This window comes from Streptomyces pinistramenti (genome assembly GCF_020564935.1).
Lineage (GTDB): Bacteria > Actinomycetota > Actinomycetes > Streptomycetales > Streptomycetaceae > Streptomyces > Streptomyces pinistramenti.
This window is the reverse complement of record NZ_JAJCXB010000016.1, coordinates 108505-133934: the sequence shown is the minus strand read 5'-3', so window position 1 is coordinate 133934 and position 25430 is coordinate 108505. Positions and strand designations below refer to the sequence as shown.

Sequence of the window (25430 nt, the reverse complement as noted above, 5' to 3'; positions counted from 1 at the left end):
ATTCACCGCCGCCCCCCGAGGTGCTCGCCGACCGGCCGGACGGCACGGTCGTCCGCAGCGGCCGGTACGTGGCCAAGGCCCACGACCCCGAGTGCGCACCCCGCGACCTGGCCGCCCGCCTGCGCATCGCCGCCCACCCCCGCCTGCACCGCACCCTCCTGACCCCCCTCCCGGTCACCGCACCCGGCGGCTTCCACACCCGCACCGACGCCGGCCGCACGCAGACCCGCTGGCCCTACGGAAGCCCGGTCCCGCCCGACGACCCCGACGCCGCACCCTGGGAGGACGCCGCCCGCCTGCTGGCCGGGCCGCACTCCGTCGACCCGCGCCAACTGCCCGGCCCCGTACCGCCGATGCGCGGCCCGGCGAAGGCGGCCCGCGCGATGGCCAGGATGCACGCCGCCACCACACGCGTCCCCCTCCCCGCACCGCTGCGCGCGGCATCCGGCACCGTCGAGCACGCCTGGACCCTCCTGCCGCCCCGGGCCCGCGCCGCGACGCCCGGACCACCCCGCCCCGCAGACCGCCCGGAAGCCCTCTGCCACGGCGACCTCCACCTCGGCCAGCTCGTCCGCCACCCGGCCACCACCGGCCCCTGGCTGCTGATCGACATCGACGACCTCGGCCTGGGCGACCCCGCCTGGGACCTGGCCCGCCCCGCCGCCTGGTTCGCCACCGGCCTCCTCGCACCGGACATCTGGGCCCGCTTCCTGGCCGCCTACCGCACGGCCGGCGGCCCCGCCGTGCCACCCGCGGGCGACCCGTGGCCCGCCCTGGAGCCGGCCGCCCGCGCACTCACCGTCCAGACGGCCGCGCTCGCCGTCGCGAAGGCCGCCGCCGCATCCCGCCTCCTGGACGACATCGAGGCGGCGGTTCTCGACGCCTGCGCCCGGATGGCCCCGATGCCACCCGATCCGGCCCCGAACGACCTCCCCACCAGGGGAGTTCGCGCAGGCCGGACGCATCGTAGGGTGAACGCCTCATCGCCGGGCGGCCGTTCCGGCGATGCCGCAACGAGCAGTGATGGATAACGGGAGTTGAGCCGACGATGCAGTGGGTCCAGCAGGCCCCGCCGCCCGCCCCGCAGGCGTACCCGGCGGCCCCCGCCTGGGGAGCACCGCATCAGGGCCACCACGGCGCCCACCACGGTCATCACCGCAGCTTCGGCCGGATGCTCTTCTCCTCCTGAAACCGCCGGACAACGACCGAGGGCCGGAGCGAAACGCTCCGGCCCTCGATCTTGCGGTGTGGACGATACTGGGATTGAACCAGTGACCTCTTCCGTGTCAGGGAAGCGCTCTCCCGCTGAGCTAATCGTCCTCGGGACCACGGATCTCGACGATCTCCGTGGGGTGTTGCGATGCTGCGTGCGCGATACTGGGATTGAACCAGTGACCTCTTCCGTGTCAGGGAAGCGCTCTCCCGCTGAGCTAATCGCGCGGGACGGATACCCCGTCGTGCAGGGATCCAGTGGACGATACTGGGATTGAACCAGTGACCTCTTCCGTGTCAGGGAAGCGCTCTCCCGCTGAGCTAATCGTCCTTGGAGGTGGAGACGGGATTTGAACCCGTGTAGACGGCTTTGCAGGCCGTTGCCTCGCCTCTCGGCCACTCCACCAGGAGCGCAGGGGTTCGGGAAGATCCCCCACATCGAGCGGACGACGAGACTCGAACTCGCGACATCCACCTTGGCAAGGTGGTGCTCTACCAACTGAGCTACGTCCGCAGGTGTCTCTCCCAGACTACGTCGGGGAGCTACCCGGCCTCCGGGGCGCTTGCGCGTCCCGGCGACGTGTTGAACTCTAGCGGATTCCGGGGCCAGTACAAAAACGCGTTTGTGCAGCGTGCTGCGCTGCACGCTCGGCCACGGCGGCGGCCGGGGCCCCGCCATAGACTCGTTGACGTGCGCGACCTTCCTCCCATGGCCCGCTTCGGCGGCCTGACAGCCACCGATCTGCGTGATGTCACCAGCGACCCCGCCGCCCTGGACTCCAGCGGCTGGTGGGCCGTGGTGGCCGGCTTCGAGGGCGAGGTGGTCTGCGCGCGCTTCGCCGACGTCCGCCCTGCGACCCCGGCGGACGCCCCGGACCCCGCACACTGGAGCGGCCCCGCGACCGGCGCCTGGCACAGCTCCCTGGACCGCGCCGCCTATACCGCCGGCGTACGGCGGATACGCGAACACATCGCAGCGGGCGACGTCTACCAGGTGAACCTCTGCCGCGTGCTGAGCGCGCCGCTGCCCGACCCGGGCCGTTCCGACGTCGACGCGCTCACCGCGCTGCTGGCCCACGGCAACCCCGCTCCGTACGCGGGCACGATCCGGCTGCCCGCCCACGGCGTCGAGGTCGCCACCGCATCCCCCGAGCTGTATCTGCGGCGCAGGGGACGCACCGTCGACTCCGGCCCCATCAAGGGGACCGGCAGGACCGCCGCCGATCTGACGGACAAGGACCGGGCGGAGAACGTGATGATCGTCGACCTGGTCCGCAACGACCTCGGCCGGGTCTGCGCCACCGGCACCGTCTCCGTCCCCGCCCTGTGCGCCGTCGAGGAACACCCCGGCCTCGTCCACCTCGTCTCGACCGTGCGCGGTGATCTCGCCGATGCGCACGAGAAGACCGCCTGGGCCGACCTGCTCACCGCCACCTTCCCGCCGGGCTCCGTCACCGGCGCCCCCAAGGAGAGCGCGCTGCGGATCATCGGCGAGCTGGAGCGCGCGTCCCGCGGCCCGTACTGCGGCGGCATCGGCTGGGTGGACGCGGACCGCGGCACCGGTGAGCTGGCCGTCGGCATCCGCACCTTCTGGATCGACCGCACGGACCCCGGCGGCCCCGCCCTGCGCTTCGGCGCGGGCGCCGGGATCATCTGGGACTCCGACCCCGTACGGGAGTGGGCGGAGACCGAATTGAAGGCGCACAGACTGCTCGCGGTAGCGTCGGGCCGGCACGCAGCGAGCGGAGGGGAACAGCGATGAAGATCTGGTTCGACGGAGGACTGCGGGACGCCGAGGGCGCCCGGGTATCGGTCTTCGACCACGGCCTGACGGTCGGTGACGGAGTCTTCGAGACCCTCAAGGCCGAACAGGGCCGCACCTTCGCCCTCACCCGCCACCTGGAGCGGCTGGCCACCTCCGCGCGCGGCCTCGGCCTGCCCGAACCCGACCTGGACGAGGTCCGCCGCGGCTGCGCCGCCGTCCTGGAGGCCAACCCCACGGCGTTCGGCCGGCTGCGGATCACCTACACCGGCGGCGAATCCCCGCTCGGCTCGGACCGCGGCGACGCCGCCACGACCCTGGTCATCGCGCTCGGCGAGGCCGCCCGCAGGCCCGACACCACGGCGGCCGTCACGGTCCCCTGGACCCGTAACGAACGCGGCGCGCTCACCGGCCTCAAGGCCACCTCGTACGGCGAGAACGTCGTCGCGCTCGCCCGCGCCCGTGAACAGGGCGCGTCCGAGGCGCTGTTCGGCAACACCGTCGGCGCTCTCTGCGAGGGCAGCGGATCCAACGTCTTCGTCGTCATCGACGGCGAACTCCACACCCCGCCGCTGGCCTCCGGCTGTCTCGCCGGCATCACCCGTGCCCTCACGGTCTCCTGGGCCGGCGCCAAGGAGACCGATCTGCCGCTGGACGTCCTGGAGCGGGCCGAGGAGATCTTCCTGACCTCCTCGCTGCGCGACATCCAGGCGGTCACCCGGATCGACGGCCGCCAACTCGCCGCCGAACCGGGCCCGGTGACGGCCGAAGCCATGCGGATCTTCGCCGAGCAGGCGGCCGCCGACTTCGATCCGCGGTGATGACGGCCGGCCGCGGGGGCGAGTAGAAAGTCCTTGTGACCACAACGCTGCGCCCCGCAGGCCCGGACGACCGAAGCGCTGACGGACACCGGGCCCGTACCTACGACGTCTGCGTCAACAGCCGCCGGGTCGGCGGCATCCGGCTGACCACGGACCCGCTCTTCGGCCCCGCCGCCGGGCGGATAGCGGCCCTGGAGATCGACGCACCCGACCGGCACCGCGGCCGGGCCACGGTCGCCGCCCTGGCCGCCGAAGAAGTGCTGCGCGGCTGGGGCTGCCGGCAGATCGAACTCACCGTCCCCGCCGACGCGCGGGCCGCACTGAGCCTCGCCGCGGCCCTCGGATACACCGAGCGCAGCCGCCGGCTGGCCAAACCCGTCACCGCTGCACCCCAGTTGCCCCCGGGCAGCACCGACCGGCCGCTGTCCGAAGCCGCGTACCCGGTCTGGCGCGAGGCCGCCGTCGCGGCCCGCACGCGCCACCTCGTGCAGCAGGGAATGCCACCGGAACACGCCGCGCGCACGTCCGCCGAAGGGCACCACGCGATGCTCCCGCAAGGCCCCGCGACGCCGGGCCACGCCCTGCGGATCCTCACCCACGAGGGCTCGGACGCGGGGCACGTCTGGGTCGCCCTGCGGATGCCGGGGCACCCCGGTGGCTACGTCGTCGACGTGCAGGTCGGCGAGGCACACCGGGGGCGCGGCCACGGCCGCACGCTGCTGGGCATCGCCGAACGGGAATGCCGCGCCGCCGGGCGGCCCGGGCTCGGCCTCACCCTCCACCCCGGCAACGCCCCGGCCGCCGGGCTGCACGCGGCACTGGGCTACCGGCCCACCGCCCACCTCCTGCACAAGGCGATCCTGTGACACCGGGCCCCTGACCGGCAGGCCAGGCCGGGCTCAGCCCTCCCCGGCCAGCAGCCGGTCGGCGATCTCCTCGATGCGGGCGCGCAGCCCCTCCTGGCTCTTGCCGCCGTCGAGCCGCTGCCCGTCGATCACGTACGTCGGGGTGCCGGTGACACCGATCGCCTTGCCCTCCGCCTGGTCGGCGTCGACGATCAGCAGATGCTGGCCGTCGATCAGCGCGGTGTCCATCTCGTCGGCGTCCAGGCCGAGACCGTCAGCGATCTCCAGCAGCAGCCGCTCGCCCGACCTGCCCAGCTCCTCGGTACGCGCCAGCACCGCCTCGGCGAACGGCCAGCCCTGGCCCTGGACCACGGCCTCCTCTGCGGCCTGGGCCGCGGCGTAGGCGTGCTTGTGCTTCTCCAGCGGGAAGTGCCGCAGCCGGATCTCCAGCCGGTCGCCGTAGCGCTCGCGCAGGGCGCGCAGATCGTCCAGGGCGGCATGGCAGTCGGGACACTGCAGCTCGCACCACACGTCGAGGACGGCGGGCGCGGTACGGGCGGGGCCACAGGCGGCGGAGTCGTTCATGGGGCCAGTCTTCCAGCCCGCCCGGAGGGGCGGGAGCCGGGACCTGCGGAGGACCGCTACCCCGAGATCTCCCTGAAGGCCGGACCGGAACATGGCCCCGAACACGCTGGACAAGGCAGGATGGAGGAAGAGCGCACCGCGCGCTCCCCGTCCAACGGCAGGAGGACCCGATGCTGACATCGACCGTATGCGCCGCGGTGTCGGCCGCGGGCCTGGGCATCGCCGCGCTGACGGCCTACCGCAAGCGCTTCCTGGCCGCGACCCGCATCGCGGCTTTCGCCCTCATCCCCGTCGGCCTGGCGATGACCGGCATCATCGGCTGGGTCACCGACATCATCTTCAAGCCCATGGTCTGGGCCGGCTTCGGCGTGCTGGCGCTCTCGGTCGTGCTGTTCATGATCGGACGCATCGCGGAGCGCCGCAGGGGCGGGATCGGCAGCCGCAAGGAGCGCAGGGCCGCCACGGCCGCCCGCCCCGAAGCGGTGGCACCGGCCGCCTCCGCCCCCTCACTCGGCGCCGGCCGCACGGCGTCGCGGCCGGCCGCCGAGGCCGGCAAGAAGGGCAGGGCCGCCGCACCCAAGGATGACTTCTCGGACATCGAAGCGATCCTGAAAAAACACGGGATCTGATGAACTCCCGCTGCTGAGAGGCATCTTGGGCGATCACGCCCTGTCGTCTGCGCCATGATCGGCGCGAGATGAACGATGAGTGCGCCCTGGCCCGGGACGATGCCCCGGCCCCCGAACCGCGCGGCTGTCTTTTCGCGCTGTCCCAGCCACCCCTGATGCTCTTCCTGAGCGTCATCGGCTTCCTGCTGCTACTCGGCGCCGTACACGACCTCTTCATCCTGTGAGCCGCAGGACACGGTCGGGAAGCGAGCCGGAAACGCGGTGCAGGCGCAGGGGGCATCCCTGGCCCCTGCGCCGGTCGAAACCTTCCGCGCCCCTGGAGGGCGCAGCCGCTCAGCTCGCGGCCTCACGGCGCCGCGCCCGGTACGCCGCGACGTGCAGCCGGTTGCCGCACGTCCGGCTGTCGCAATAGCGCCGCGAGCGGTTGCGCGACAGATCGACGAAGGCGTGCCGGCAGTCCGGCGCCTCGCAGTACCGCAGCCGCTCCCGCTCACCGGCCACGATGAGGAAGGCCAGCGCCATCCCGCCGTCCGCCGCGAGATGGTCGGCGACCGAGGCGCCCGGCGCGAAGTAGTGGACGTGCCAGTCGTAGCCGTCGTGGTCGGTCAGCTGCGGCGTGGTGCCGGCCGAGGCCACCAGCGCATTCAGCAGTTCCACCGTGCTGCGGTCGTCGTCGGCGGCGAAGACCTGCGCGAAGTGCGCACGGACGGCACGTACGTCGGCCAGATCGCCGGGGCCGAGTGCGCCGACCCCGCTCACGTTGTTGCGGCCGAGGAAGCCCTGCAGGGCGGCGAGGTCGGTCAGGCTGTCCGGAGCCCCGGGCCCCTCGCCTTCCGGTGCGGAGTTCAGCAGGTCGACGACCGCGTCGAGCGCGCACCGGGTGTCATGGGTGATCATCACGGTTCCGCTCCCAGGCCGGGTGGGGCGGACGGATACCGCCCCGGGGTCCTTGCCGAATGGTCGCCGACTCTAGCGCGTCCAACAAGCTTCGGCGCCGCCACCGCGGTGGGTCCGCGGCGACGGCGCCGAAGTGTGCCGTATGAACTTGTCGGTCCTGCGACGTCTCCCCGAGTCGGACGCCGCAGAAGGTGAGCGGATTGTTGCGGTGGGTTGCTGTGGTGCGTCTCAGCTCTCCGCGAGGATGTGGGAGAGCTCTGTGTCGAGATCGAAGTGCCGATGTTCCGTACCGGGCGGCACGGCGGCATCGGTCCTTTTGAGGAACGATTCGAGGGCCCTCGCGGGGGCCTCGAGGAGGGCTTCGCCTTCCGGTGAGCTCAGGGCGATGCAGACCACGCCCTGACCGTGGCTCCGGGACGGCCAGACACGGACGTCTCCGGTGCCGGTGGGCCGGTGCAGGCCCTCGGCGAGGAGGTCGCGGGCGAAAACCCACTCCACGGTCTCCTCGGCTCCGGTATGGAAGGTGGCATGCACGGCATAGGGATCGGCCGTGTCATACCGCAGGCCCGCGGGTACAGGCAGTGAGGACTCGCTCGACACAACGAGGCGCAGGTGCAGCTCGCAGCTGACCGTGGTGTTCATAAGCGCCAGGGCCTTTCGCTCAGTGTGCGCTCGGGGATTCGCACGTCGGCGAAATCGACATGCCACCTACGGTGCCGTTGTAAACCCCTCTGACGGTTTTGGGTGGCTTCAGGTACCTCTTATGGCGGATTGCGGGATCGTCCTCAGTGGTAATTCCGGCGGAGTGACACCGTCCGGTAAGTTGGACTACATGAATACGGAGAGTCACGATGGCTGGGAGGGTGGTGAGGGGGGTACGACGCCGCCCGGGAAGCCGCTCGGGTCCAGAGCGCCGCACTTCATCAAGCGCTCACGGTCGCTGCACATGAGCTGGCAGGTGGGGGTCTTCGTCGTCGGCCTCGCGGTGGTGGCCGTCGGCGTGGTCATGCTGCCGCTGCCTGGCCCCGGCTGGCTGGTGATCTTCGCCGGCATGGCGATCTGGGCGACGGAGTTCGTCTGGGCCCAGCTGGTGCTGCGCTGGACCAAGCGCAAGGTGACCGAAGCGGCGCAAAAGGCGCTCGACCCGAAGGTGCGCCGCCGCAACATCATTCTGACGTCCGTCGGCGTGGTGATCATCGCGGTGCTGCTCGCGGTGTACGTGGGCAAGTTCGGCCTCGCGATGCCGTGGGACATCGGCGTATGAGGCGCCGGTGGTCACAAGTGCCCGCCGACGTGGGGTAATGTTGGCGGCGCGCCGGGCGATTAGCTCAGTGGGAGAGCGCTTCGTTCACACCGAAGAGGTCACTGGTTCGAACCCAGTATCGCCCACCCCGGCCGAAGGTCCGGAGGCTTCAAGCCTCCGGACCTTCGCGGTTGTTGGGCATTCAGGACCCCCGAAGCGGCACACTGACACCATGCCCCGCCGGTCACGCGTACCGCACCGCTACCGCTTCCGCAGCGTGTGGCTGCTCCAGGCCCCGCCTGCCGTCGTCTACGCGGTGCTCGAACGCGTCGAGAGCTATCCCTGCTGGTGGCCGCAGGTGCGGTCGGTCGACCGGATCGACGCGCGCAGCGGCACCGCCCGGTTCCGCTCGCTGCTGCCGTACGACCTAGACGTGGTCGCGGGCGAAGGTGTGCGGGATCCGCGTGCCGGGGTGCTGGAGGTGACGCTGGGCGGCGATCTGGAGGGCTGGGTGCGCTGGACCGTCGAGCCGCGGGGCGGCGGGACGCGGGCCGTCTTCGAGCAGGAGGTGGAGCTGCGCAAGCCGCTGCTGAGGCGCCTTGCGGTGCCGGGGCGCCCGCTGTTCATGATCAATCACGCGCTGATGATGCGCGGCGGCCGGCGCGGCCTCGCCGCCTGGCTGGCCCGCTGATGAGGGGCCGGAGGCGACGCGGGGTGACGGCCTGCGGGGCGGGTCGCCGGCGGGATCGCGAAGGAATTTGATGGAAGGCAGTGGCGGCCTGTATTGTTCAGGTCGTTCGCGAGGGAAACCCCGCAGGCACCCGGGCGATTAGCTCAGTGGGAGAGCGCTTCGTTCACACCGAAGAGGTCACTGGTTCGAACCCAGTATCGCCCACCGGGATCAAGGGCCGGACCGTCAATTGACGGTCCGGCCCTTTTCGTTGAGATCCTTTTCCGGGGTCCGGTGATTTCGCCGGGATTTCTCTGAGGCGGCATCAGAATTCAGGCGGCGGCCGGCAGCTCGGGCCGTATCGGCCAATGCGGATCGACGGGTTCGGGATTCCCGCTGCGCGCGAACCACGCCTGGAGGCCGCGTGCCTGGGCCGCGTACCACCTCGCCTGGAGGGTGTGCAGTTCGCTCGGCTGCAGCCGGTCGAGGCGGTGGGCGAAGCGCTGACCCAGGGCCCGCACCACGTGCAGCGCCGCCAGCGCGTCGGCGGCCGCCTCGTGGGCCCCCTCCAGCTCGACCTCGTAGTGCGCGCACAGGTCGGTCAGCGTGCGGCGGCCCTTGCGGTAGCGGTCCAGGTGCTTGTCCAGGACCCGCGGATCGAGGACGTGCAGCGGCTGCTTGCCCAGATAGCCGGCCAGGGAAGTGGCGCGATGCCGCTTCAACTCGCGGTCCAGCAGCGTGAGATCGAACGGCGCGTTCATCACGACCAGTGGCCGGCCGGCCAGCGACTGCGCGGCCAGCGCCCGCGCGACCTCCTCCAGGACCGGCGACGGCCAGCGGCCGCTGCGCGCGAGATGGCCGGCCGTCAGACCGTGGACCGCCGTCGCGGCCTCGGGTATCTCCACGCCGGGGTTGATCAGCCACCGGGTGGTGCGCGGCGCGGAGCGCGGGGTCTCCTGGATCACCAGCGCCGCGGAGACGACGCGATCGGTCTCGACGTCCACGCCGGTCGTCTCGGTATCGAAGGAAGCCAGCGGACCGTCATACCAGCACGGCATCATCCCAACTCCTCGCGCTCGTGCGACAGGTGACGGGGCACCTCACCCGAGCTGGTGATACCCGCCTGGTGGTGTTGTCGAACCGTCTTTGTTTGCGGACCACTTGACGCGGAGACAACCACAGGGACGGGGCAGGGCGATCCGTACGTCGTCTCCCGTCACTCGCGGACCCCACTCGATCGGCACGGCCCGGAAGGCTTGAGCGATGACGCTCGCGCAGCCCGAACCGGGCGGGCTGCTGCCGCAGCGGACCACACCGCAGCGCGGCGGACTCGCCATGACTGCCTGCATGGAGACTCTCCAGGTGGGCTATCTGCACGCGGTCGCCGCCGCCTCCGGGTGCTCGCTGGCGCAGCCCTTCCCGGACAACGGAATCGACTGGCACGTCAGCCATGGCGCGCCCGGACACACCGTCGACGACGAGGTCACCATCAAGGTGCAGCTGAAATGCACCTACCAGACGGCACCGCACCCGCCGGGCCGCAGCTTCGGCTTCACGCTCGACAACGACCATCTGACGAAGCTGGCCCGTACGCCCGTCGCGGTGCACAAGATCCTGGTCGTGATGCTGGCGCCGCGCGGTCAGGACGACTGGCTGCGGGCCGGGCACGACTGCCTCGAACTGCGGCACTGCTGTTACTGGATCAACCTGGCCGGCCATCCGGTGACCGGCCGGCGCAGGACCACCGTGCGGATCCCGACCGCGCGGATCTTCGACGACCGCGCGCTCTGCGACATCATGACGCGGGTCGGAGCGGGAGGGAGACCCTGATGCACCGGCCGACCGACGACCACGACACGAGGTACCCGGCGGGCGCGGTCCCGGCGTACCCGGATCCGGCCGAGCTGGATCCGGCGGTGCTCGGCGCCCTGCTGGCCCGGCACGGGTGGCACCGCCGGGGCGGCGCCACCGGCCGCTACGCGCGCTGGACGCCGCCCGGCGGGGGAGCCGGGACGAGCCTGCTGGTGCCGCAGGACAGCCGCTTCCCCGACAGCGCCGAACTGCTGGCCGAGGCGCTGGCCGCGCTGGCGCGGAGCGCGGCGCCGTCCGCCCGCGACATCCTGCTGGGCCTGGCGACGCCCAGCGACGAGGTGCGCTGGGAGCGCGAGATCCCCGACGACGGGTCGGGGGCCGCGCGCTGGGTGGCCCAGGAACAGCTGCGCGGCGCGGCCCGCGCGATGCTGGTCGCGGGCGCGCTCGGCACCTTCGCCCGCGCCGGGTACTACGGCTCCCGGTACAAGCGCCAGGCCGAGCGTTTCCTGGGGGAGGTGCTGGTGGGGCCGGCGTCGGCGGGGCGCGGGCTCACCGCGTTCGTACCCGTCACGGCCGGGCGCGGCGCGGCTGCCGGGCTGCAACGGGCGTTGCACGCGACCCGTGACGCCACCGACTACCAGCGGGCCACCGGCCGCATGGAGGCATTCGACGCGGCCGTCGGGCTCGGTGTCTGCCACGAACTGGCGCAGGCGCTGATCGCGTTGATCCGGGACGCGGAGGGGCTGCGGATCGCCGTGGACTGGTCGCCGGGCGCGGGTCCGCCCGTCGGCTGCCCGGCCCGTCCGGAGCCGGTGGAGTTCTCGCCCGGTGACCTGCCGGCGTTGCAGCGCGCCGCGCAGCGCTACGTACGGGACGAGCCGTCGCTGCCCGTACGGGTGACCGGCGCGGTGGTGCGGCTGCGCCGGGAGCGGCCGGGCGGCGGCGCGGTGCGGCTGCGGGTGCTCACCGGGGCGGACGTGGTGCAGGTGCGGGTCGCGCTGAGGGAGGAGGACTACCGCATCGCGGGGCACGCGCATCTGGTGGGGCTGCCGATCCGGGTCAGCGGCCGGCTGGAGAGCCGCGGCGGGTTCCGGCGGATCACCGGGGCGTGCGACGTCACCCCGGTGCAGGTCGACGAGGCGGAGCGGGACCGGCTGCTGAAGTCGCTCCAGGAGAACTTCGGCTCCTTCGAGGAGGCGTGCGGCGGGCCGCTCGCGGACGAATGAGGGGAGGGGGAAGGAAGGGGCGTGAGGTCACCGGGGCAAACCGTTTCGCGGTCCGGTCCATCGGCTCGGTACGATTTGGCTGCGCAGCGATCGCTGTCGCGCAGGAGACAGAGTCAGGAGAGACCGGTGTCAGACGTCCGTGTGACCGTCCAACGCGATTCCGAGCGGGAAGAACGCGTGGTGACCACGGGGACTACGGCCGCCGACCTCTTCCAGGGCGAGCGCAGTGTCGTCGCCGCGCGGGTGGCCGGGGAGCTGAAGGACCTGGCGTACGAGGTGGCCGAAGGCGAGGTTGTCGAGCCCGTCGAGATCACCTCCGACGACGGCCTGAACATCCTGCGGCACTCCACCGCGCACGTGATGGCGCAGGCCGTCCAGGAGCTGTTCCCGGAGGCGAAGCTCGGCATCGGCCCGCCGATCAAGGACGGCTTCTACTACGACTTCGACGTCGAGACCCCGTTCCACCCGGACGATCTCAAGCGCATCGAGAAGAAGATGCAGGAGATCCAGAAGCGCGGCCAGAAGTTCGCCCGCCGGGTCACCACCGACGAGGACGCCCGCGTCGAGCTGGCGGACGAGCCGTACAAGATCGAGCTGATCGGCCTCAAGGGATCCGCCGCCGATGCCGCCGAGGGCGCATCGGCCGAGGTCGGCGCCGGCGAGCTGACCATCTACGACAACCTCGACGCGAAGACCGGCGAGCTGTGCTGGAAGGACCTGTGCCGCGGCCCGCACCTGCCCAGCACCCGTGCCATCCCGGCGTTCAAGCTGATGCGGTCGGCCGCCGCCTACTGGCGCGGCAGCGAGAAGAACAAGCAGCTCCAGCGGATCTACGGCACCGCTTGGCCCACCAAGGACGAGCTGAAGGCCCACCTGGAGTTCCTCGCCGAGGCCGAGAAGCGCGACCACCGCAAGCTGGGCGCCGAACTGGACCTGTTCTCCATCCCGGAGGAGATCGGCTCCGGCCTCGCGGTCTTCCACCCCAAGGGCGGCATCATCCGCCGCACCATGGAGGACTACTCCCGCCGGCGGCACGAGGAGTCGGGCTACGAGTTCGTCTACACCCCGCACGCCACCAAGGGGAAGCTGTTCGAGAAGTCCGGCCACCTGGACTGGTACGCCGACGGCATGTACCCGCCCATGCAGCTGGACGAGGGCACGGACTACTACCTCAAGCCCATGAACTGCCCGATGCACAACCTCGTCTTCGACGCGCGTGGCCGTTCCTACCGTGAACTCCCGCTGCGGCTCTTCGAGTTCGGCACGGTCTACCGCTACGAGAAGTCCGGCGTGGTGCACGGCCTGACCCGGGCCCGCGGCTTCACCCAGGACGACGCGCACATCTACTGCACCAAGGAGCAGATGGCGGACGAGCTGGACTCGACGCTCACCTTCGTGCTCGACCTGCTGCGCGACTACGGCCTGAACGACTTCTACCTGGAACTGTCCACCAAGGATCCGGAGAAGTTCGTCGGCTCGGACGAGGTCTGGGAAGAGGCCACCGAGACGCTGCGCAAGGTCGCCGAGAAGCAGGGCCTGCCGCTGGTCCCGGACCCGGGCGGCGCCGCGTTCTACGGCCCGAAGATCTCGGTGCAGGCCAAGGACGCGATCGGCCGCACCTGGCAGATGTCCACCGTGCAGCTGGACTTCAACCTCCCGGAGCGGTTCGACCTGGAGTACACCGCGGCGGACGGCTCGAAGCAGCGGCCCGTCATGATCCACCGCGCGCTGTTCGGCTCCATCGAGCGGTTCTTCGCGGTCCTGCTGGAGCACTACGCGGGCGCGTTCCCGGTGTGGCTGGCCCCGGTGCAGGCGACCGGCATTCCGATCGGCGACGCGCACGTGCCCTACCTCCAGGAGTTCGCCGCCGATGCGCGCGCCAAGGGGCTGCGGATCGACGTCGACTCGTCGTCGGACCGGATGCAGAAGAAGATCAGGAACGCCCAGCGCAGCAAGGTGCCGTTCATGATCATCGCCGGTGACGAGGACGTCGCGAACGGCGCGGTCTCCTTCCGTTACCGCGACGGATCGCAGAAGAACGGGATTCCGCGGGACGAGGCGATTGCGGAGATCGTGGACGCGGTGGAGCGCCGGGTTCAGGTGTGACCCGGGCCGCCCGCTGAGCAACGGCCGGGCCCCGGCACGCGACACCGCGTGCCGGGGCCCGGCCGTTTCCGCTCAGCGCTCGCCCTCCTGCCGGAAGCGGCGCACCAGCCAGGAGGAGAACGAGCCGGCCATCGCGCCGGCCGGCCGGGGGAGAGGCGGGGCACCAGGACCCGGACCGCGTAGGCGGTCAGGAAGAGCGTCGACGCGGCGAGCAGGTACGGATCGATGCGTCTTTCCCGGGGCCGCAGGCGCGCGTCCCTGGCCATCGGCTCAGCATCATGGAGCGGGTGGACGAGTGTGCCCCAGCGACACGCGCGGGACGTGCGACGCCATATGCTGGCCCGTATGACAAGCGAGCCGGAGCAGCAGATCGGAGTCGGGACGCAGGACGCCTTCCAGCGCCTGTGGACGCCCCACCGGATGGCCTACATCCAGGGGGAGAACAAACCGAGCGGCCCGGGGGCCGCGGACGGCTGTCCCTTCTGCACGATTCCCGCGAAGTCGGACGAGGACGGCCTCGTGATCGCGCGCGGCGAGCATGTCTACGCGGTGCTGAACCTCTATCCGTACAACGGCGGTCATCTCATGATCGTGCCGTTCCGGCACGTCGCGGACTACACCGAGCTGGACGCTCCCGAGACGGCGGAGCTGGCCGAGCTGACGAAGCACGCGATGACCGCGCTGCGCACCGCTTCCGGGGCGCACGGCTTCAACATCGGGATGAATCAGGGCACGGTCGCCGGCGCGGGCATCGCGGCCCATCTCCATCAGCACGTCGTCCCGCGCTGGGGCGGCGACACCAACTTCATGCCGGTGGTCGGACACACCAAGGTGCTGCCCCAACTCCTCGCGGACACCCGGGCGATGCTCGCCGACGCCTGGCCGTCCCAGTAGTCAACGGAGCCCTCGGGACGCGGCGGACGACGGGGCGTACGGGTAGCGACACGAACCCACGCGAGTCGGACAAATAGCACGCATTTGGAAGGGCTGCGCCTGTAATGGGGCGGTGACTTCCTCAGACCGTCGCTCCGTGCTGCGCACGGTCGCGTCCGCAGCGGCCGCCGGTGCGTTCGCATCGGCCTGCGCCCCGGCCCGTACGGACTCCGCGACCGTACGGGCCCCTGGCGGCACGCCGAGCCGCTCCGGCCCCGCGCACTCCGCCGCCCCGCACCGGGCACACGCCGCCCGGCCGCCCACCCTGGCGCCGGGTCTGCCGGTGCAGATCGCCCACGGACCCCGTGACGGGCACGCGCTCGCGCTGACCTTCCACGGCCGCGGCGACCCCAGGACGGGCACCGCGTTGCTGGCCGAGGCCGAGCGGGCCGGTGCCCGGGTCACCGTGCTCGCCATCGGCGACTGGCTCGACGAGCAGCCCCACATGGCCCGCCGGATCCTCGACGGCGGCCACGAACTGGGCAATCACACCCTGCACCACCGCAACATCTGCGCCCTGTCCGAGGCCGACGCCTACGCCGAGATCACCGGCTGCGCCGAGCGGCTGCGCAAGCTCACCGGCAGCATCGGCAGCTGGTTCCGCCCCTCGCAGACCCAGTACGCCACCGACCTGGTGACCCGGCTGGCCCGCAAGGCCGGCTATCCCCACGTCCTCTCGTACGACGTGGACTCCCTCGATGCCGACGACCCCGGTGCGCCGGCCGTCCAGCGCGCGGTGCTGGACGGCGCCCGGCCCGGCTCCGTCGTCAGCCTCCACCTCGGGCACCCCGGCACGGTCGCCGCGCTGCCCCCGATCCTCGACGGCCTGCGCCGGCGCGGCCTGCGCGCGGTGACGACAACGGAGCTGGTGACCTGATGGCTGAGCGGACCCCTGCCCACGACCGCACGACGTACCGGAACCTGCGCAGGGCCGTACCGGCGGCCGTGGTGTGCGCGCTGCTGGCGGCCGGCTGCGGCGCCGGGGGCGGTGCGGCGGACACCGCGGCACACAGCCCGCGCCCGGCCAGGCCATCGCCGGTGCGGGCCGCGGCCTCCGACCTGCCGGGGATGCCGCCGCTGCTCGACAGGAACGACCTCTACGCGGCGGACCGGCCGGGCAAACTGGCGCCGCAGGTCAAGGACTTCCCGCCGCTGATCTACGTACCGAACACCGAATCCGACACGGTCAGCGTCATCGACCCCAAGACGTACAAGGTCATCCGGACGATCCCGGTGGGCGTGCAGCCGCAGCACGTCGTGCCGTCCTGGGACATGAAGACCCTGTGGGTGAACAACAACCGGGGCCACGACCTGACCCCGATCGACCCCAAGACCGGCAAGGTCGGTAAGACCGTCGCGGTCCACGACCCGTACAACCTCTACTTCACGCCCAACGGGAAGTACGCGATCGTGATGGCGTCGATGGACCGGGAGCTGGTCTTCCGCGATCCGCACACCATGAAGATCCGCAAGACCGTGCCGGTGAGCTGCGCCGGCGTCAATCATGCCGACTTCTCGCCGGACGGCAGGTACTTCATCGTCTCCTGCGAGTTCTCCGGCGAACTGCTCAAGGTCGACACCGAGAAGATGAAGGTGACCGACCAGCAGAAGCTGCCGTTGGACGGCGCGATGCCCCAGGACGTGAAGATCTCCCCGGACGGCAAGACCTGGTACATCGCCGACATGGCGGCCGACGGGGTGTGGGTGCTCAACGGCGACACCTTCGCCCGGCCCAGGCTGATGCCCACCGGCAAGGGCGCCCACGGCCTCTACGTCAGCCGTGACTCCAAGGACATGTACATCTCCAACCGCGGCGAGGGATCCATCTCGCTCCTGGACTTCAAGTCCGGCCGCCTCACCGGCAAGTGGCACATCCGCGGCGGCGGCAGCCCCGACATGGGCGGCGTCTCCACCGACGGCAAGGTGCTCTGGCTGTCCGGCCGCTACAACTCCGAGGTCTACGCCCTCGATACCCGTACGGGGAAGACCCTGGCGAAGATCCCGGTCGGCAACGGCCCGCACGGTCTGGCCGTCTACCCGCAGCCCGGCCGCTACTCGCTCGGGCACACGGGGATCTTCCGCTAGGTCCTAGGGCGTGCGGCCCGTCGCCGAGGCGAAGCCCAGCCAGGTGTGCCGGTTGCCCGCCCAGCACCAGCCGATCTTGGGGGCATTGCGGCGCTCGCGGCCGTCCCGCCCGGTGCCGTTGCTGATCCAGACGGCCGGGGTGCGGGCGTCCAGGGCGCCGTTCGCCTTGCGCAGCCGGGAGCCGATGGTCATGAAGCAGTGGTTGCGCTCCAGGGCGGCGGGCTGTTGCAGCACCCAGTGGATGCCCTCGGCGAGCAGCAGCGGGGTGCGGGTTTCCGCGGCGAGTGCGGGCAGCGCTTCGTTCGGGCTCCAGTTGGCCAGGCGGTCGCCGCGGTCGAGGCCGGTGAGGAGGTAGAGGGGAGTGTCAGGCAGCTCGATGGTGTCGAGTGGGGCGAAGCGGTCGGCGTCGGGCATGTCGGTGACGATGAAGCCGGGCCTGCCGTCATAGCGGAGCAGCGGCGCGAGGGCGGAGGCGGGGGCGAGGTCCGGGTGGACGACGAGCAGGCCGCCGCCTTCGTTCGTGGCGGACTCGGCGAAGGCGCGCAGCTCGGCCGCGGGCAGCCCGGCGATCTCGTGCACGGCGAGTGCGATCAGGCGCTCGGCCTGAGCGGCGGGGGAGGGGAGAGCGAGGTCGCTGGTGGCGGTGGGCGCGGGTACGGGCACGGCACTCCCTCGGGGTTCGCGGTTCGGGGAACCGGAAGAACGGTGGGTGCCGGGTCAACGAGGCGGTGCCGCCGCATGTTCCCGGGCGGCGGCGCCCGGGTGGCGAGGGCCGCGACACTGCGGTGACGTGCGAAACGCGCCCGAACCCCTACGCGTTGTACTCGTCCGCCTTCCCCGGCTCCGCGCCCTGGACCATGCCGCTGAGGACCAGCGAGCGGTTGTTGAAGCGCTCGGTGTCCACGCCGTTCTCCTTGAGCACGCTCATGGCGGCGGCGTGGACCGTACGCAGCACGGGGGTCGCGGCGCGCAGCGCGTCGTCGGCCATGAAGCGGTGCCGCCAGGGCTTGTCCGCCCAGACGTGGCGCAGCCCGAACGGTTCGGGGAGAGCCAGCTTCCCGCCCAGGAAATCCAGTACCGGCGGGAACCACGTCAGCGGCGCACGGGCCGCGAGCCGGACGACCTCGCCGGGCTCGATCAGCGGCAGCGTCTGCGTCCTGGTCTCCCAGAACTTGACGACCTTGGCGACGTCCTTGGTTTTCGGCGACGGCTTGCTGGTGAACAGGGAGTTGACCGGCCCCAGGGCATGGCCGGTGACCTCGATGCGCAGCGTTTCGTGCAGCACCGTGACCGTAATGAGGAGGGTGAGCACCAACTGGCCGTCCCAGAGGACGAATTGGACGCCCAGGTAATGGCGGTTGCCGCTGCCGAACTGCTGCTCGTTGCAGATCCGCTCTATCTCGTGGCCACGGATCTGGAACGCGTCGGTGTCCGTGCCGTCCGGGCGGGAGACGTCCTTGGCCTTTTCGCCGACCGGCGCGACGATCCAGTGGCGCACCTGCGGCGGCTGCTGGAAACCACCGGTGTGCAGCGGGCTGCGCTCCAGCAGCCGCAGCCGGTCGTGGATCACCCGGATCACGTCCCAGCTGCGGAACGGATGGATCTCGGTGCCTTCCTTCGCCGGCTTCAGCTCCTCGGCCAGCTGCCAGCTGCCCCAGCGGGTGCCCATGCCGAGTATCCCGCGGGGGCCGGCGTAGAAGACGACGTTGCTGCGCTGCTCGGCGGAGAGCTTGGCGAGGTTGTGCCGCAGCGTTTCGGCCGCGATCTCGTTCGGGTCGCCCGGTACCGCCTCGGGGATCTTCGCGCCCACGCCGCCGCCGTCGAGCAGTCCCTTCCACGCGCCGCGCAGTATCACGGCCGTCCGCTCGCAGATCTGCTTGGCGATCCACCAGCCGACGACCGGGGCGATCAGCGCGCCGCGCGCGTACAGCGGCCAGAAGCCGTTGAACGGGAGCTTGACCAGGAGGACCACGCCGGCCACCGCGAGCGCGAGGAGCAGCGCCCCGCCCATCACCGAAGTGCCCTTGCCGTCCTTGCCGAGCGCCTTCTTGAGCTGGAAGGCGCCCAGCCACAGCAGCACGCCCGGCAGAAAGACCACGCCGAACACCACCATGATCAGCGTCAGTTTGGCGTCCCGCTGCTTACGGATGCGGGTGGCGGCCAGGCAGTGCTCGACGATGGTCTGCGGTTCCGTCCCGAAGGACTGGATGAGGGCCTTGCGGCCGCCGCCGAGCATCCGTACCTGCACGGCACGGGAGAACGCCTCGCCCAGGTTCGGTGCGAACAGCGACAGCTTCGGCTTCTTGATGTCGGACTTGCTGGAATCCGAGTCCGCCTTCGAGATGTCGTCGAGCGGGCTGTCCCGGTACGCGGCCGAGGCCAGCGCCTGCGTCGCTGCGGTCTGCCCGGCGCCGCCCGAGAGCGGTACCTGCGCCCCAGGACTGAAGTCGAAGCCGTCTGCTGCCACTGCCCGCCCCCATCGCCGCCCACATCTGCTGCTGCGGCTCATTCCCGACTACCGCCCACGGCACACCTGCCGAGCCTGTGACCTCAGCGTACAGCCGCCGTCCCGCTCAAGGGAGTTGAGTCGGACAGCGGCTGACGAACCGTTGACTATGCGCCGTTTTCCGCCTGCTCCCGCAGCTTGCCGGAGAGCTGCGGCGGCATCGGCTCGTGCCGCAGATAGGTGCGGGAGAACTGTCCTGTGCCGTGCGAGAGCGACCGCAGATCGACCGCGTACCTGCCGATCTCCGTCTCCGGGACCTCCGCGCGCACCAGCGTACGGTCCGCCCCCGACTGCTCGGTGCCCACCACCCGGCCGCGCCGACCCGACAGGTCGCTCATCACCGGCCCGACGAATTCGTCCGGAATCAACACCGCGACCTCGGCGACCGGTTCGAGGAGATCGATCCGGGCCTGCGCCGCCGCGTCGCGCAGCGCCAGCGCCCCCGCCGTCTGGAACGCGGCGTCCGACGAATCCACCGAGTGCGCCTTGCCGTCCAGCAGCGTGACGCGGACGTCGGTGAGCGGATAACCGGCGGCCACCCCGAGCGCCGCCTGGGCGCGGATGCCCTTCTCCACGGACGGGATGAACTGCCGCGGCACCGCGCCGCCCACGACCTTGTCGGCGAACTCGATGCCGGCGCCGCCCGGCAGCGGCTCCACCTCGATCTCGCAGATCGCGAACTGGCCGTGGCCGCCGGACTGTTTCACATGCCGGCCGCGACCCGGTGCCATGCCGGCGAAGGTCTCCCGCAGCGACACCATGTGCGTGACGGTGTCCACCTGCACGCCGTAGCGGGCGCGCAGCCTCTCCAGCGCCACATCGGCATGCGCCTCGCCCAGGCACCACAGCACCACTTGACGGGTGTGCGGATGGTGCTCCAGACGCATCGTCGGATCCTCCGCCACCAGCCGCGCCAGGCCGTGCGAGAGCTTGTCCTCGTCGGCCTTGCTGTGCGCCTGGATCGCGACCGGCAGCTGCGGGTCGGGCATCGCCCACGGTGCCATCAGCAGCGGGGCGTCCTTGGCCGAGAGGGTGTCGCCGGTCTCGGCGCGGGTCAATTTCGCCACGCACGCCAGATCGCCGGCGACGGCCTGCGACAGCGGCCGTTGCTGCTTCCCGAACGGCGTGGACAGCGCGCCCACCCGCTCGTCGACGTCGTGGTCCTCATGGCCGCGGTCCTCCAGACCGTGCCCCGAGACGTGCACGGTCTCGTCCGGACGCAGGGTGCCGGAGAAGACCCGGACCAGCGAGATCCTGCCGACATACGGATCGGACGAGGTCTTGACCACCTCGGCGGCGAGCGGCCCGGCCGGGTCGCAGGTCAGCGGGGGCCGCGGGGATCCGTCGGTGCCGGTGACCCCCGGCGCCTCGCGTTCGGCGGGCGTCGGGAAGCCGCGGGTGATCAGGTCGAGCAGTTCGACGGTGCCCAGGCCCTGCCGGGCGCCCTCGGGTGCCGGGGCCGCGGCGAGCACCGGATGGAACGTCCCGCGGGCGACCGCCGTTTCCAGATCCCCGATGAGGGTCTTGACGTCGATCTCCTCACCGCCCAGGTAGCGGTCCATCAGGGTCTCGTCCTCGCTCTCGGCGATGATCCCCTCGATGAGCCGGCCGCGGGCCTCGGCGATCACCGGCAGCTCGTCCGCGGTCGGTTCGCGCTCGGTGCGCTCGCCCGACGAGTAGTCGAAGACGCGCTGGGTGAGCAGGCCGATCAGGCCGTGCACGGGGGCGTGGCCGTCGGCGCCCGGAGTGCCGTACAGGGGGAGATAAAGGGGGAGGACGGCGTCCGGATCCTCGCCGCCGAAGGCGTCGCGGCACAGTTCGGTCATCCCGTCGAAGTCGGCACGGGCCGCTTCGAGGTGGGTGATGACCAGTGCCCGCGGCATGCCGACCGCCGCGCATTCGTCCCAGATCGTACGGGTGGCCCCGGCCACGCCGTCCGCCGCCGAGACCACGAAGAGGGCCGCGTCCGCCGCTCGCAGACCGGCCCTCAACTCCCCGACGAAATCGGCGTATCCGGGGGTGTCCAGCACATTGATCTTGGCGCCCTCCCACTCCACAGGCACCAGGGACAGCTGGACGGAGCGCTGCCTGCGGTGCTCGATCTCGTCGTAGTCCGACAGCGAGCCGCCGTCCTCGACCCGGCCCGCGCGGTTGACCGCGCCCGAGGCCAGTGCCAGCGCCTCCACCAGGGTGGTCTTGCCCGATCCACTGTGGCCGACCAGCACCACGTTCCGCAGGGCTGTGGGGTGGCCGGCCGCCGGTGCCCTTCCGGCGGCTCCCGGACGTGTACCCGTCTTCTCGCTCATGTGTCTCGCCTCCAGGTCGACACTTTGCGGTGATTCGAGCTTTCCACCGCCGTCATGCCGCGTCCATACGTGGCACACGGGGGCGGCACGGCCGGGGCCCGCCCGGCGGCCGCGCACCTGGGCTCCGCGGGGCCCGCAGCCCCGTGCCCCGCCCGTTGCACCCCGTGCCGCGATGCGTCCGCAGCGGTCCGCGGGCGCCTGGCTACGATGGGCCAGCCGGTGGCCCATCGACCGCGCGGCCCGTTTCAACCCTCCGGGAAGGCCATGCTGAACAAGTACGCGCGTGCGTTCTTCACGCGTGTTCTCACGCCGTTCGCCGCCCTGCTCATCCGTCTCGGGGTCAGCCCGGACGCGGTCACCCTCGTCGGGACCGGAGGCGTGGTGGCCGGTGCCCTGGTCTTCTACCCCCGCGGTGAATTCTTCTGGGGCACGGTCGTCATCACCCTGTTCGTCTTCTCCGACCTGGTCGACGGCAACATGGCACGGCAACTGGGCCGGTCCAGCCGCTGGGGCGCCTTCCTCGACTCCACCCTCGACCGGGTCGCCGACTCCGCGATCTTCGGCGGCCTCGCCCTCTGGTACGCCGGGGGCGGCGACAGCCAGATGCTCTGCGCGATGGCGATCTTCTGCCTCGCCAGCGGCCAGGTGGTCTCGTACACCAAGGCGCGCGGCGAGGCCATCGGGCTGCCGGTGAACGTCAACGGCCTGGTGGAGCGCGCCGAGCGGCTGGTCATCTCGCTGGTGGCCTGCGGTCTGTCCGGGCTGCACGCCTTCGGGGTGCCGGGCGTCCAGATCCTGCTGCCGCTCGCCCTGTGGGTCGTCGCCATCGGCAGCGCCGTCACGCTCGCCCAGCGCGTGGTGACCGTACGCCGTGAATCGGCCGAGGCCGACGCCGTCGCACAAGGGGGGAACGGCGCATGAGCCGCACCGGCCGACCGCTCATCGACACCGAGAAGCTCACCGACAGCCTGTACGGACTGGGCTGGAGCACCGTCAAGAAGCTGCCCGAAGGCGTCGCGGTACGCCTGGGCCGGCGCATCGCCGACACGGCCTGGAAGCGCCGCGGCAAGGGCGTCCTGCGCCTGGAGGCCAACCTCGCCCGGGTCGTCCCGGATGCCTCGCCGCAGCGCCTCGCCCAGCTGTCCCGGGCCGGCATGCGCTCCTACATGCGCTACTGGATGGAGTCCTTCCGGCTGCCTGCCTGGAGCAAGGACCGGATAAGGGCGGGTTTCACCCCGCAGGACGTGCACCACCTGGAAGAGGGCCTCAAGAGCGACCGCGGTGTCATCCTCGCCCTGCCCCACATGGGCAACTACGACCTCGCGGGTGTCTGGGTCACCACCAAGCTCGGCGTCCCCTTCACCACCGTCGCCGAACGCCTCAAGCCGGAAAGCCTCTACGACCGGTTCGTCGCCTACCGCGAGGGCCTGGGCATGGAGGTGCTGCCGCACACCGGGGGCGCCGCCTTCGGCACCCTCGCCCGGCGGCTGCGGTCCGGCGGCCTGGTCTGCCTGGTCGCCGACCGCGACCTGTCCAGCTCCGGCATCGAGGTCACGTTCTTCGGCGGCGCCGCGAAGATGCCGGCCGGGCCCGCGATGCTCGCCGTACAGACCGGCGCCATGCTGCTGCCGGTCACCCTCTGGTACGACGACACCCCGATCATGCGCGGCCGGGTCCACCCCGAGATCGGCGTCCCGGAGACCGGAACCCGCGCCGAGAAGGCCGCGGCGATGACCCAGTCGCTCGCCGACGCCTTCGCCTCCGGCATCGCCGGCCACCCCGAGGACTGGCACATGCTGCAACGCCTGTGGCTCGCCGACCTGGAGCCGCGCGACGCGGCCCGCGGAACGGAGACGCCGTGAGAATCGGCATCGTCTGCCCCTACGCCTGGGACGTCCCGGGCGGCGTCCAGTTCCACATCCGCGACCTCGCCGAACACCTCATCCGGCTCGGCCACGAGGTCTCCGTCCTGGCCCCCGCGGACGACGAGACGCCGCTGCCGCCCTACGTCGTCTCCGCGGGACGCGCCGTGCCCGTCCCGTACAACGGCTCGGTCGCCCGGCTGAACTTCGGCTTCCTGTCCGCCGCCCGGGTCCGCCGCTGGCTCCAGAGCGGCGCCTTCGACGTCATCCACATCCACGAACCGGCATCCCCCTCGCTCGGCCTGCTCGCCTGCTGGGCCGCGCAGGGCCCGATCGTGGCGACCTTCCACACCTCCAATCCGCGCTCCCGGGCGATGATCGCCGCGTACCCGATCCTGCAGCCCGCGCTGGAGAAGATCAGCGCGCGGATCGCGGTCAGCGAGTACGCCAGGCGCACGCTGGTCGAACACCTCGGCGGGGACGCGGTGGTCATCCCCAACGGCGTGGACGTCGACTTCTTCGCCGACGCCGAGCCGAAGCCCGAGTGGCAGTCGGCGGCGGCGCGCGGCCAGGACGAGGGCGGCGGGCCGCGGGCGGGCACGATCGGCTTCATCGGGCGGATCGACGAACCCCGCAAGGGCCTGCCGGTCCTGATGAAGGCGCTGCCCGCGATCCTCGCCGAGATCCCGCACGCCCGGCTGCTGGTGGCCGGCCGCGGCGACGAGGAAGAGGCGGTCGCCGGGCTGCCCGCCGCGCTGCGCTCCCGGGTCGAATTCCTCGGCATGGTCAGCGACGAGGACAAGGCGCGGCTGCTGCGCAGCGTCGACCTCTACGTCGCCCCGAACACCGGCGGCGAATCGTTCGGCATCATCCTCGTCGAGGCGATGTCGGCGGGCGCACCCGTCCTCGCCAGCGATCTCGACGCCTTCGCCCAGGTACTCGACCAGGGCGCGGCGGGCGAGCTGTTCGCGAACGAGGACGCCGACGCGCTGGCGGCGGCCGCGGTACGGCTGCTGGGCGACCCCGCACGGCGGGCCGAACTGCGCGCGCACGGATCCCGGCACGTACGCCGCTTCGACTGGTCGACGGTCGGCGCCGACATCCTCGCCGTCTACGAGACGGTCACCGACGGTGCCGCGTCCGTGGCCGCCGACGAACGCGCCGGGCTGCGCGCCCGCTGGGGCCTGGCCAAGGACTGACCTCCCGGGAGCGGAGCGAAGGGCCCGCGCCCGGCGGCGTACGCGGGCGGACCGGCCGGGCGCGACGGCCCGGTAACGTGACCCGGCGTGACCACTTTCATCTGGATCGCGGCCGTCGTCGTCCTCGTCGGCATCTACCTGAGCTGGACGGCCGGCCGCCTCGACCGCCTGCACGCCCGCATCGACGCGGCCAGGGCGGCGCTCGACGCGCAACTGCTGCGGCGCGCTTCGGTCGCCCAGGAGATCGGCACATCGGGCGTCCTCGACCCCGCGGCCTCGATCGTCCTCTACCAGGCGGCACACGAGGCCCGGCAGGCCGAGGAGGACCACCGTGAGGTCGCCGAGAGCGAGCTGACCCAGGCATTGCGCGCCACCCTCGGTGAGGAGGCGCAGCTGGCGGCGGTCCGCGAGGCACCGGGCGGCGCGCAGACGCTCACCGAACTCACCGCCGCGATCCGCCGCGTCCCCATGGCGCGCCGCTTCCACAACGACGCCGTACGGGCCGCCCGCGCCGTCCGCCGCCACCGGGTCGTCCGCTACTTCCGGCTCGCCGGGCACGCCCCGTTCCCGCTCGCCTTCGAGATGGACGACGAGCCACCGGCCGCCATCGGCGACCGGCCCGCAGGCTCCTGACTTGGGGAGCGACGAGCCACCGGCCGCTAATTGGCCCTTTCCGCGGGCCCCTCACAAACGGTTGTGTGGGTGGAGAAGCCCACACACCCGCACTGAGT

General features: G+C 71.6%; 25 protein-coding genes, 7 tRNA genes and 1 pseudogene. 21 read left to right on the top strand and 12 right to left on the bottom strand.

The window, feature by feature from the left end:
* The coding region (locus tag LIU39_RS14345; RefSeq protein ID WP_227047078.1) for an aminoglycoside phosphotransferase family protein at window positions 1-1031 on the top strand (1031 nt) is incomplete at its 5' end.
* A 20-nt stretch (window positions 1032-1051) separates the two neighbouring features.
* Window positions 1052-1189: pseudogene (locus tag LIU39_RS14340) on the top strand (zf-TFIIB domain-containing protein); the annotation flags it as partial.
* A 59-nt stretch (window positions 1190-1248) separates the two neighbouring features.
* On the opposite strand, the gene LIU39_RS14335 reads toward LIU39_RS14340, so the two are convergent.
* From LIU39_RS14335 to LIU39_RS14315, 5 genes are all read right to left on the bottom strand, one after another.
* A tRNA-Val gene (locus LIU39_RS14335) sits at window positions 1249-1320 on the bottom strand.
* Between the two features lie 48 nt (window positions 1321-1368).
* A tRNA-Val gene (locus tag LIU39_RS14330) sits at window positions 1369-1440 on the bottom strand.
* 31 nt (window positions 1441-1471) lie between these two features.
* Window positions 1472-1543 (bottom strand) — tRNA-Val (locus LIU39_RS14325).
* 1 nt (window position 1544) lies between these two features.
* Window positions 1545-1618, bottom strand: a tRNA-Cys gene (locus LIU39_RS14320).
* 35 nt (window positions 1619-1653) lie between these two features.
* A tRNA-Gly gene (locus LIU39_RS14315) sits at window positions 1654-1726 on the bottom strand.
* 177 nt (window positions 1727-1903) lie between these two features.
* On the opposite strand from LIU39_RS14315, the gene LIU39_RS14310 reads away from it, so the two are divergent.
* From LIU39_RS14310 to LIU39_RS14300, 3 genes are read left to right on the top strand one after another with little or no spacing between them, the layout of a single operon-like run.
* Window positions 1904-2974 (top strand): chorismate-binding protein, encoded by a 1071-nt coding sequence (locus tag LIU39_RS14310; RefSeq protein ID WP_227047076.1) that lies wholly within the window; start codon window positions 1904-1906, stop codon window positions 2972-2974.
* Window positions 2971-3795 (top strand): aminotransferase class IV, encoded by an 825-nt coding sequence (locus tag LIU39_RS14305; RefSeq protein ID WP_227047075.1) that lies wholly within the window; start codon window positions 2971-2973, stop codon window positions 3793-3795. The genes LIU39_RS14310 and LIU39_RS14305 overlap by 4 nt, the downstream gene beginning before the upstream one ends.
* A gap of 35 nt (window positions 3796-3830) precedes the next feature.
* Window positions 3831-4661: a GNAT family N-acetyltransferase gene (locus tag LIU39_RS14300; RefSeq protein ID WP_227047074.1), complete on the top strand. Its 831-nt coding sequence runs from the start codon at window positions 3831-3833 to the stop codon at window positions 4659-4661.
* A 33-nt stretch (window positions 4662-4694) separates the two neighbouring features.
* Here LIU39_RS14300 and LIU39_RS14295 read toward each other — a convergent pair whose 3' ends face one another.
* Window positions 4695-5225, bottom strand: a complete 531-nt coding sequence (locus tag LIU39_RS14295; RefSeq protein ID WP_227047073.1) for a DsbA family protein — start codon at window positions 5223-5225, stop codon at window positions 4695-4697.
* Window positions 5226-5395: 170 nt separating this feature from the next.
* Here LIU39_RS14295 and LIU39_RS14290 point away from each other — a divergent pair, with 170 nt between their 5' ends.
* Window positions 5396-5854 (top strand): hypothetical protein, encoded by a 459-nt coding sequence (locus tag LIU39_RS14290; protein ID WP_227047072.1) that lies wholly within the window; start codon window positions 5396-5398, stop codon window positions 5852-5854.
* A gap of 68 nt (window positions 5855-5922) precedes the next feature.
* Window positions 5923-6078 carry a hypothetical protein gene (locus LIU39_RS14285; RefSeq protein WP_227047071.1) on the top strand — a complete coding sequence of 52 codons (156 nt, stop codon included), beginning with the start codon at window positions 5923-5925 and terminating at the stop codon, window positions 6076-6078.
* A gap of 109 nt (window positions 6079-6187) precedes the next feature.
* Here LIU39_RS14285 and LIU39_RS14280 read toward each other — a convergent pair whose 3' ends face one another.
* Together LIU39_RS14280 and LIU39_RS14275 are read right to left on the bottom strand one after the other, a co-directional pair.
* Window positions 6188-6754 carry a CGNR zinc finger domain-containing protein gene (locus LIU39_RS14280; protein WP_227047070.1) on the bottom strand — a complete coding sequence of 189 codons (567 nt, stop codon included), beginning with the start codon at window positions 6752-6754 and terminating at the stop codon, window positions 6188-6190.
* Window positions 6755-6979: 225 nt separating this feature from the next.
* Window positions 6980-7393 carry an SsgA family sporulation/cell division regulator gene (locus LIU39_RS14275; protein ID WP_003959770.1) on the bottom strand — a complete coding sequence of 138 codons (414 nt, stop codon included), beginning with the start codon at window positions 7391-7393 and terminating at the stop codon, window positions 6980-6982.
* Between the two features lie 190 nt (window positions 7394-7583).
* On the opposite strand from LIU39_RS14275, the gene LIU39_RS14270 reads away from it, so the two are divergent.
* From LIU39_RS14270 to LIU39_RS14255, 4 genes are all read left to right on the top strand, one after another.
* Entirely contained in the window at window positions 7584-8015 is a 432-nt protein-coding gene (locus LIU39_RS14270) for a TIGR02611 family protein (RefSeq protein WP_227047069.1), read from the top strand.
* Between the two features lie 53 nt (window positions 8016-8068).
* Window positions 8069-8140, top strand: a tRNA-Val gene (locus LIU39_RS14265).
* Between the two features lie 86 nt (window positions 8141-8226).
* Window positions 8227-8685 (top strand): SRPBCC family protein, encoded by a 459-nt coding sequence (locus LIU39_RS14260; protein ID WP_227047068.1) that lies wholly within the window; start codon window positions 8227-8229, stop codon window positions 8683-8685.
* Window positions 8686-8817: 132 nt separating this feature from the next.
* A tRNA-Val gene (locus LIU39_RS14255) sits at window positions 8818-8889 on the top strand.
* A 107-nt stretch (window positions 8890-8996) separates the two neighbouring features.
* Here LIU39_RS14255 and LIU39_RS14250 read toward each other — a convergent pair.
* Window positions 8997-9722: an exonuclease domain-containing protein gene (locus LIU39_RS14250; RefSeq protein ID WP_227047087.1), complete on the bottom strand. Its 726-nt coding sequence runs from the start codon at window positions 9720-9722 to the stop codon at window positions 8997-8999.
* A 205-nt stretch (window positions 9723-9927) separates the two neighbouring features.
* Here LIU39_RS14250 and LIU39_RS14245 point away from each other — a divergent pair, with 205 nt between their 5' ends.
* The 6 genes from LIU39_RS14245 to LIU39_RS14220 all read left to right on the top strand — a co-directional run bounded on the left by LIU39_RS14245 (window position 9928) and on the right by LIU39_RS14220 (window position 16826).
* The gene (locus tag LIU39_RS14245) at window positions 9928-10494 is read left to right on the top strand and encodes a DUF4365 domain-containing protein (RefSeq protein WP_227047067.1); all 567 of its coding nucleotides are present in this window, start codon (window positions 9928-9930) and stop codon (window positions 10492-10494) included.
* Entirely contained in the window at window positions 10494-11702 is a 1209-nt protein-coding gene (locus tag LIU39_RS14240) for a hypothetical protein (protein ID WP_227047066.1), read from the top strand. Before LIU39_RS14245 ends, LIU39_RS14240 begins: the two co-directional genes overlap by 1 nt.
* Before the next feature lie 126 nt (window positions 11703-11828).
* Window positions 11829-13808 carry a threonine--tRNA ligase gene (gene thrS, locus LIU39_RS14235; RefSeq protein WP_227047065.1) on the top strand — a complete coding sequence of 660 codons (1980 nt, stop codon included), beginning with the start codon at window positions 11829-11831 and terminating at the stop codon, window positions 13806-13808.
* A 333-nt stretch (window positions 13809-14141) separates the two neighbouring features.
* Entirely contained in the window at window positions 14142-14702 is a 561-nt protein-coding gene (locus tag LIU39_RS14230) for an HIT family protein (protein ID WP_227047086.1), read from the top strand.
* A gap of 112 nt (window positions 14703-14814) precedes the next feature.
* On the top strand, window positions 14815-15618 hold the full coding sequence (locus tag LIU39_RS14225) for a polysaccharide deacetylase family protein (protein ID WP_227047064.1): 804 nt from the start codon (window positions 14815-14817) through the stop codon (window positions 15616-15618).
* On the top strand, window positions 15618-16826 hold the full coding sequence (locus LIU39_RS14220; protein WP_227047063.1) for a YncE family protein: 1209 nt from the start codon (window positions 15618-15620) through the stop codon (window positions 16824-16826). The genes LIU39_RS14225 and LIU39_RS14220 overlap by 1 nt, the downstream gene beginning before the upstream one ends.
* Before the next feature lie 3 nt (window positions 16827-16829).
* Here LIU39_RS14220 and LIU39_RS14215 read toward each other — a convergent pair whose 3' ends face one another.
* From LIU39_RS14215 to LIU39_RS14205, 3 genes are all read right to left on the bottom strand, one after another.
* Window positions 16830-17489 carry a DUF5701 family protein gene (locus LIU39_RS14215; protein WP_227047062.1) on the bottom strand — a complete coding sequence of 220 codons (660 nt, stop codon included), beginning with the start codon at window positions 17487-17489 and terminating at the stop codon, window positions 16830-16832.
* A 148-nt stretch (window positions 17490-17637) separates the two neighbouring features.
* Window positions 17638-19335, bottom strand: a complete 1698-nt coding sequence (locus tag LIU39_RS14210) for an AbeC-like domain-containing protein (RefSeq protein ID WP_227047061.1) — start codon at window positions 19333-19335, stop codon at window positions 17638-17640.
* Window positions 19336-19439: 104 nt separating this feature from the next.
* Window positions 19440-21638: an elongation factor G-like protein EF-G2 gene (locus LIU39_RS14205; protein ID WP_227047060.1), complete on the bottom strand. Its 2199-nt coding sequence runs from the start codon at window positions 21636-21638 to the stop codon at window positions 19440-19442.
* 264 nt (window positions 21639-21902) lie between these two features.
* Here LIU39_RS14205 and pgsA point away from each other — a divergent pair, with 264 nt between their 5' ends.
* The 4 genes from pgsA (at window position 21903) to LIU39_RS14185 (ending at window position 25332) form a co-directional block, all read left to right on the top strand.
* Window positions 21903-22559, top strand: coding sequence for a phosphatidylinositol phosphate synthase (gene pgsA, locus LIU39_RS14200; protein WP_227047059.1), 657 nt, complete (start codon window positions 21903-21905; stop codon window positions 22557-22559).
* Window positions 22556-23500: a phosphatidylinositol mannoside acyltransferase gene (locus LIU39_RS14195; protein ID WP_227047058.1), complete on the top strand. Its 945-nt coding sequence runs from the start codon at window positions 22556-22558 to the stop codon at window positions 23498-23500. Before pgsA ends, LIU39_RS14195 begins: the two co-directional genes overlap by 4 nt.
* Window positions 23497-24699: a glycosyltransferase family 4 protein gene (locus LIU39_RS14190; protein WP_227047057.1), complete on the top strand. Its 1203-nt coding sequence runs from the start codon at window positions 23497-23499 to the stop codon at window positions 24697-24699. Before LIU39_RS14195 ends, LIU39_RS14190 begins: the two co-directional genes overlap by 4 nt.
* A gap of 87 nt (window positions 24700-24786) precedes the next feature.
* Complete coding sequence (locus LIU39_RS14185; protein ID WP_227047056.1) at window positions 24787-25332, top strand: LemA family protein; 546 nt, start codon at window positions 24787-24789, stop codon at window positions 25330-25332.
* Window positions 25333-25430: the final 98 nt, after the last annotated feature.

Bases quoted from the DNA above. Each gene is read 5' to 3' on its own strand.
- LIU39_RS14305 (WP_227047075.1), top strand. From the start codon at position 2,971: ATGAAGATCTGGTTCGACGGAGGACTGCGGGACGCCGAGGGCGCCCGG.
- LIU39_RS14295 (WP_227047073.1), bottom strand. From the start codon at position 5,225: ATGAACGACTCCGCCGCCTGTGGCCCCGCCCGTACCGCGCCCGCCGTC.
- LIU39_RS14290 (WP_227047072.1), top strand. From the start codon at position 5,396: ATGCTGACATCGACCGTATGCGCCGCGGTGTCGGCCGCGGGCCTGGGC.
- LIU39_RS14285 (WP_227047071.1), top strand. From the start codon at position 5,923: ATGAACGATGAGTGCGCCCTGGCCCGGGACGATGCCCCGGCCCCCGAA.
- LIU39_RS14275 (WP_003959770.1), bottom strand. From the start codon at position 7,393: ATGAACACCACGGTCAGCTGCGAGCTGCACCTGCGCCTCGTTGTGTCG.
- LIU39_RS14270 (WP_227047069.1), top strand. From the start codon at position 7,584: ATGAATACGGAGAGTCACGATGGCTGGGAGGGTGGTGAGGGGGGTACG.
- LIU39_RS14260 (WP_227047068.1), top strand. From the start codon at position 8,227: ATGCCCCGCCGGTCACGCGTACCGCACCGCTACCGCTTCCGCAGCGTG.
- LIU39_RS14250 (WP_227047087.1), bottom strand. From the start codon at position 9,722: ATGCCGTGCTGGTATGACGGTCCGCTGGCTTCCTTCGATACCGAGACG.
- LIU39_RS14245 (WP_227047067.1), top strand. From the start codon at position 9,928: ATGACGCTCGCGCAGCCCGAACCGGGCGGGCTGCTGCCGCAGCGGACC.
- LIU39_RS14240 (WP_227047066.1), top strand. From the start codon at position 10,494: ATGCACCGGCCGACCGACGACCACGACACGAGGTACCCGGCGGGCGCG.
- LIU39_RS14230 (WP_227047086.1), top strand. From the start codon at position 14,142: ATGCTGGCCCGTATGACAAGCGAGCCGGAGCAGCAGATCGGAGTCGGG.
- LIU39_RS14220 (WP_227047063.1), top strand. From the start codon at position 15,618: ATGGCTGAGCGGACCCCTGCCCACGACCGCACGACGTACCGGAACCTG.
- LIU39_RS14210 (WP_227047061.1), bottom strand. From the start codon at position 19,335: ATGAGCCGCAGCAGCAGATGTGGGCGGCGATGGGGGCGGGCAGTGGCA.
- LIU39_RS14205 (WP_227047060.1), bottom strand. From the start codon at position 21,638: ATGAGCGAGAAGACGGGTACACGTCCGGGAGCCGCCGGAAGGGCACCG.
- pgsA (WP_227047059.1), top strand. From the start codon at position 21,903: ATGCTGAACAAGTACGCGCGTGCGTTCTTCACGCGTGTTCTCACGCCG.
- LIU39_RS14195 (WP_227047058.1), top strand. From the start codon at position 22,556: ATGAGCCGCACCGGCCGACCGCTCATCGACACCGAGAAGCTCACCGAC.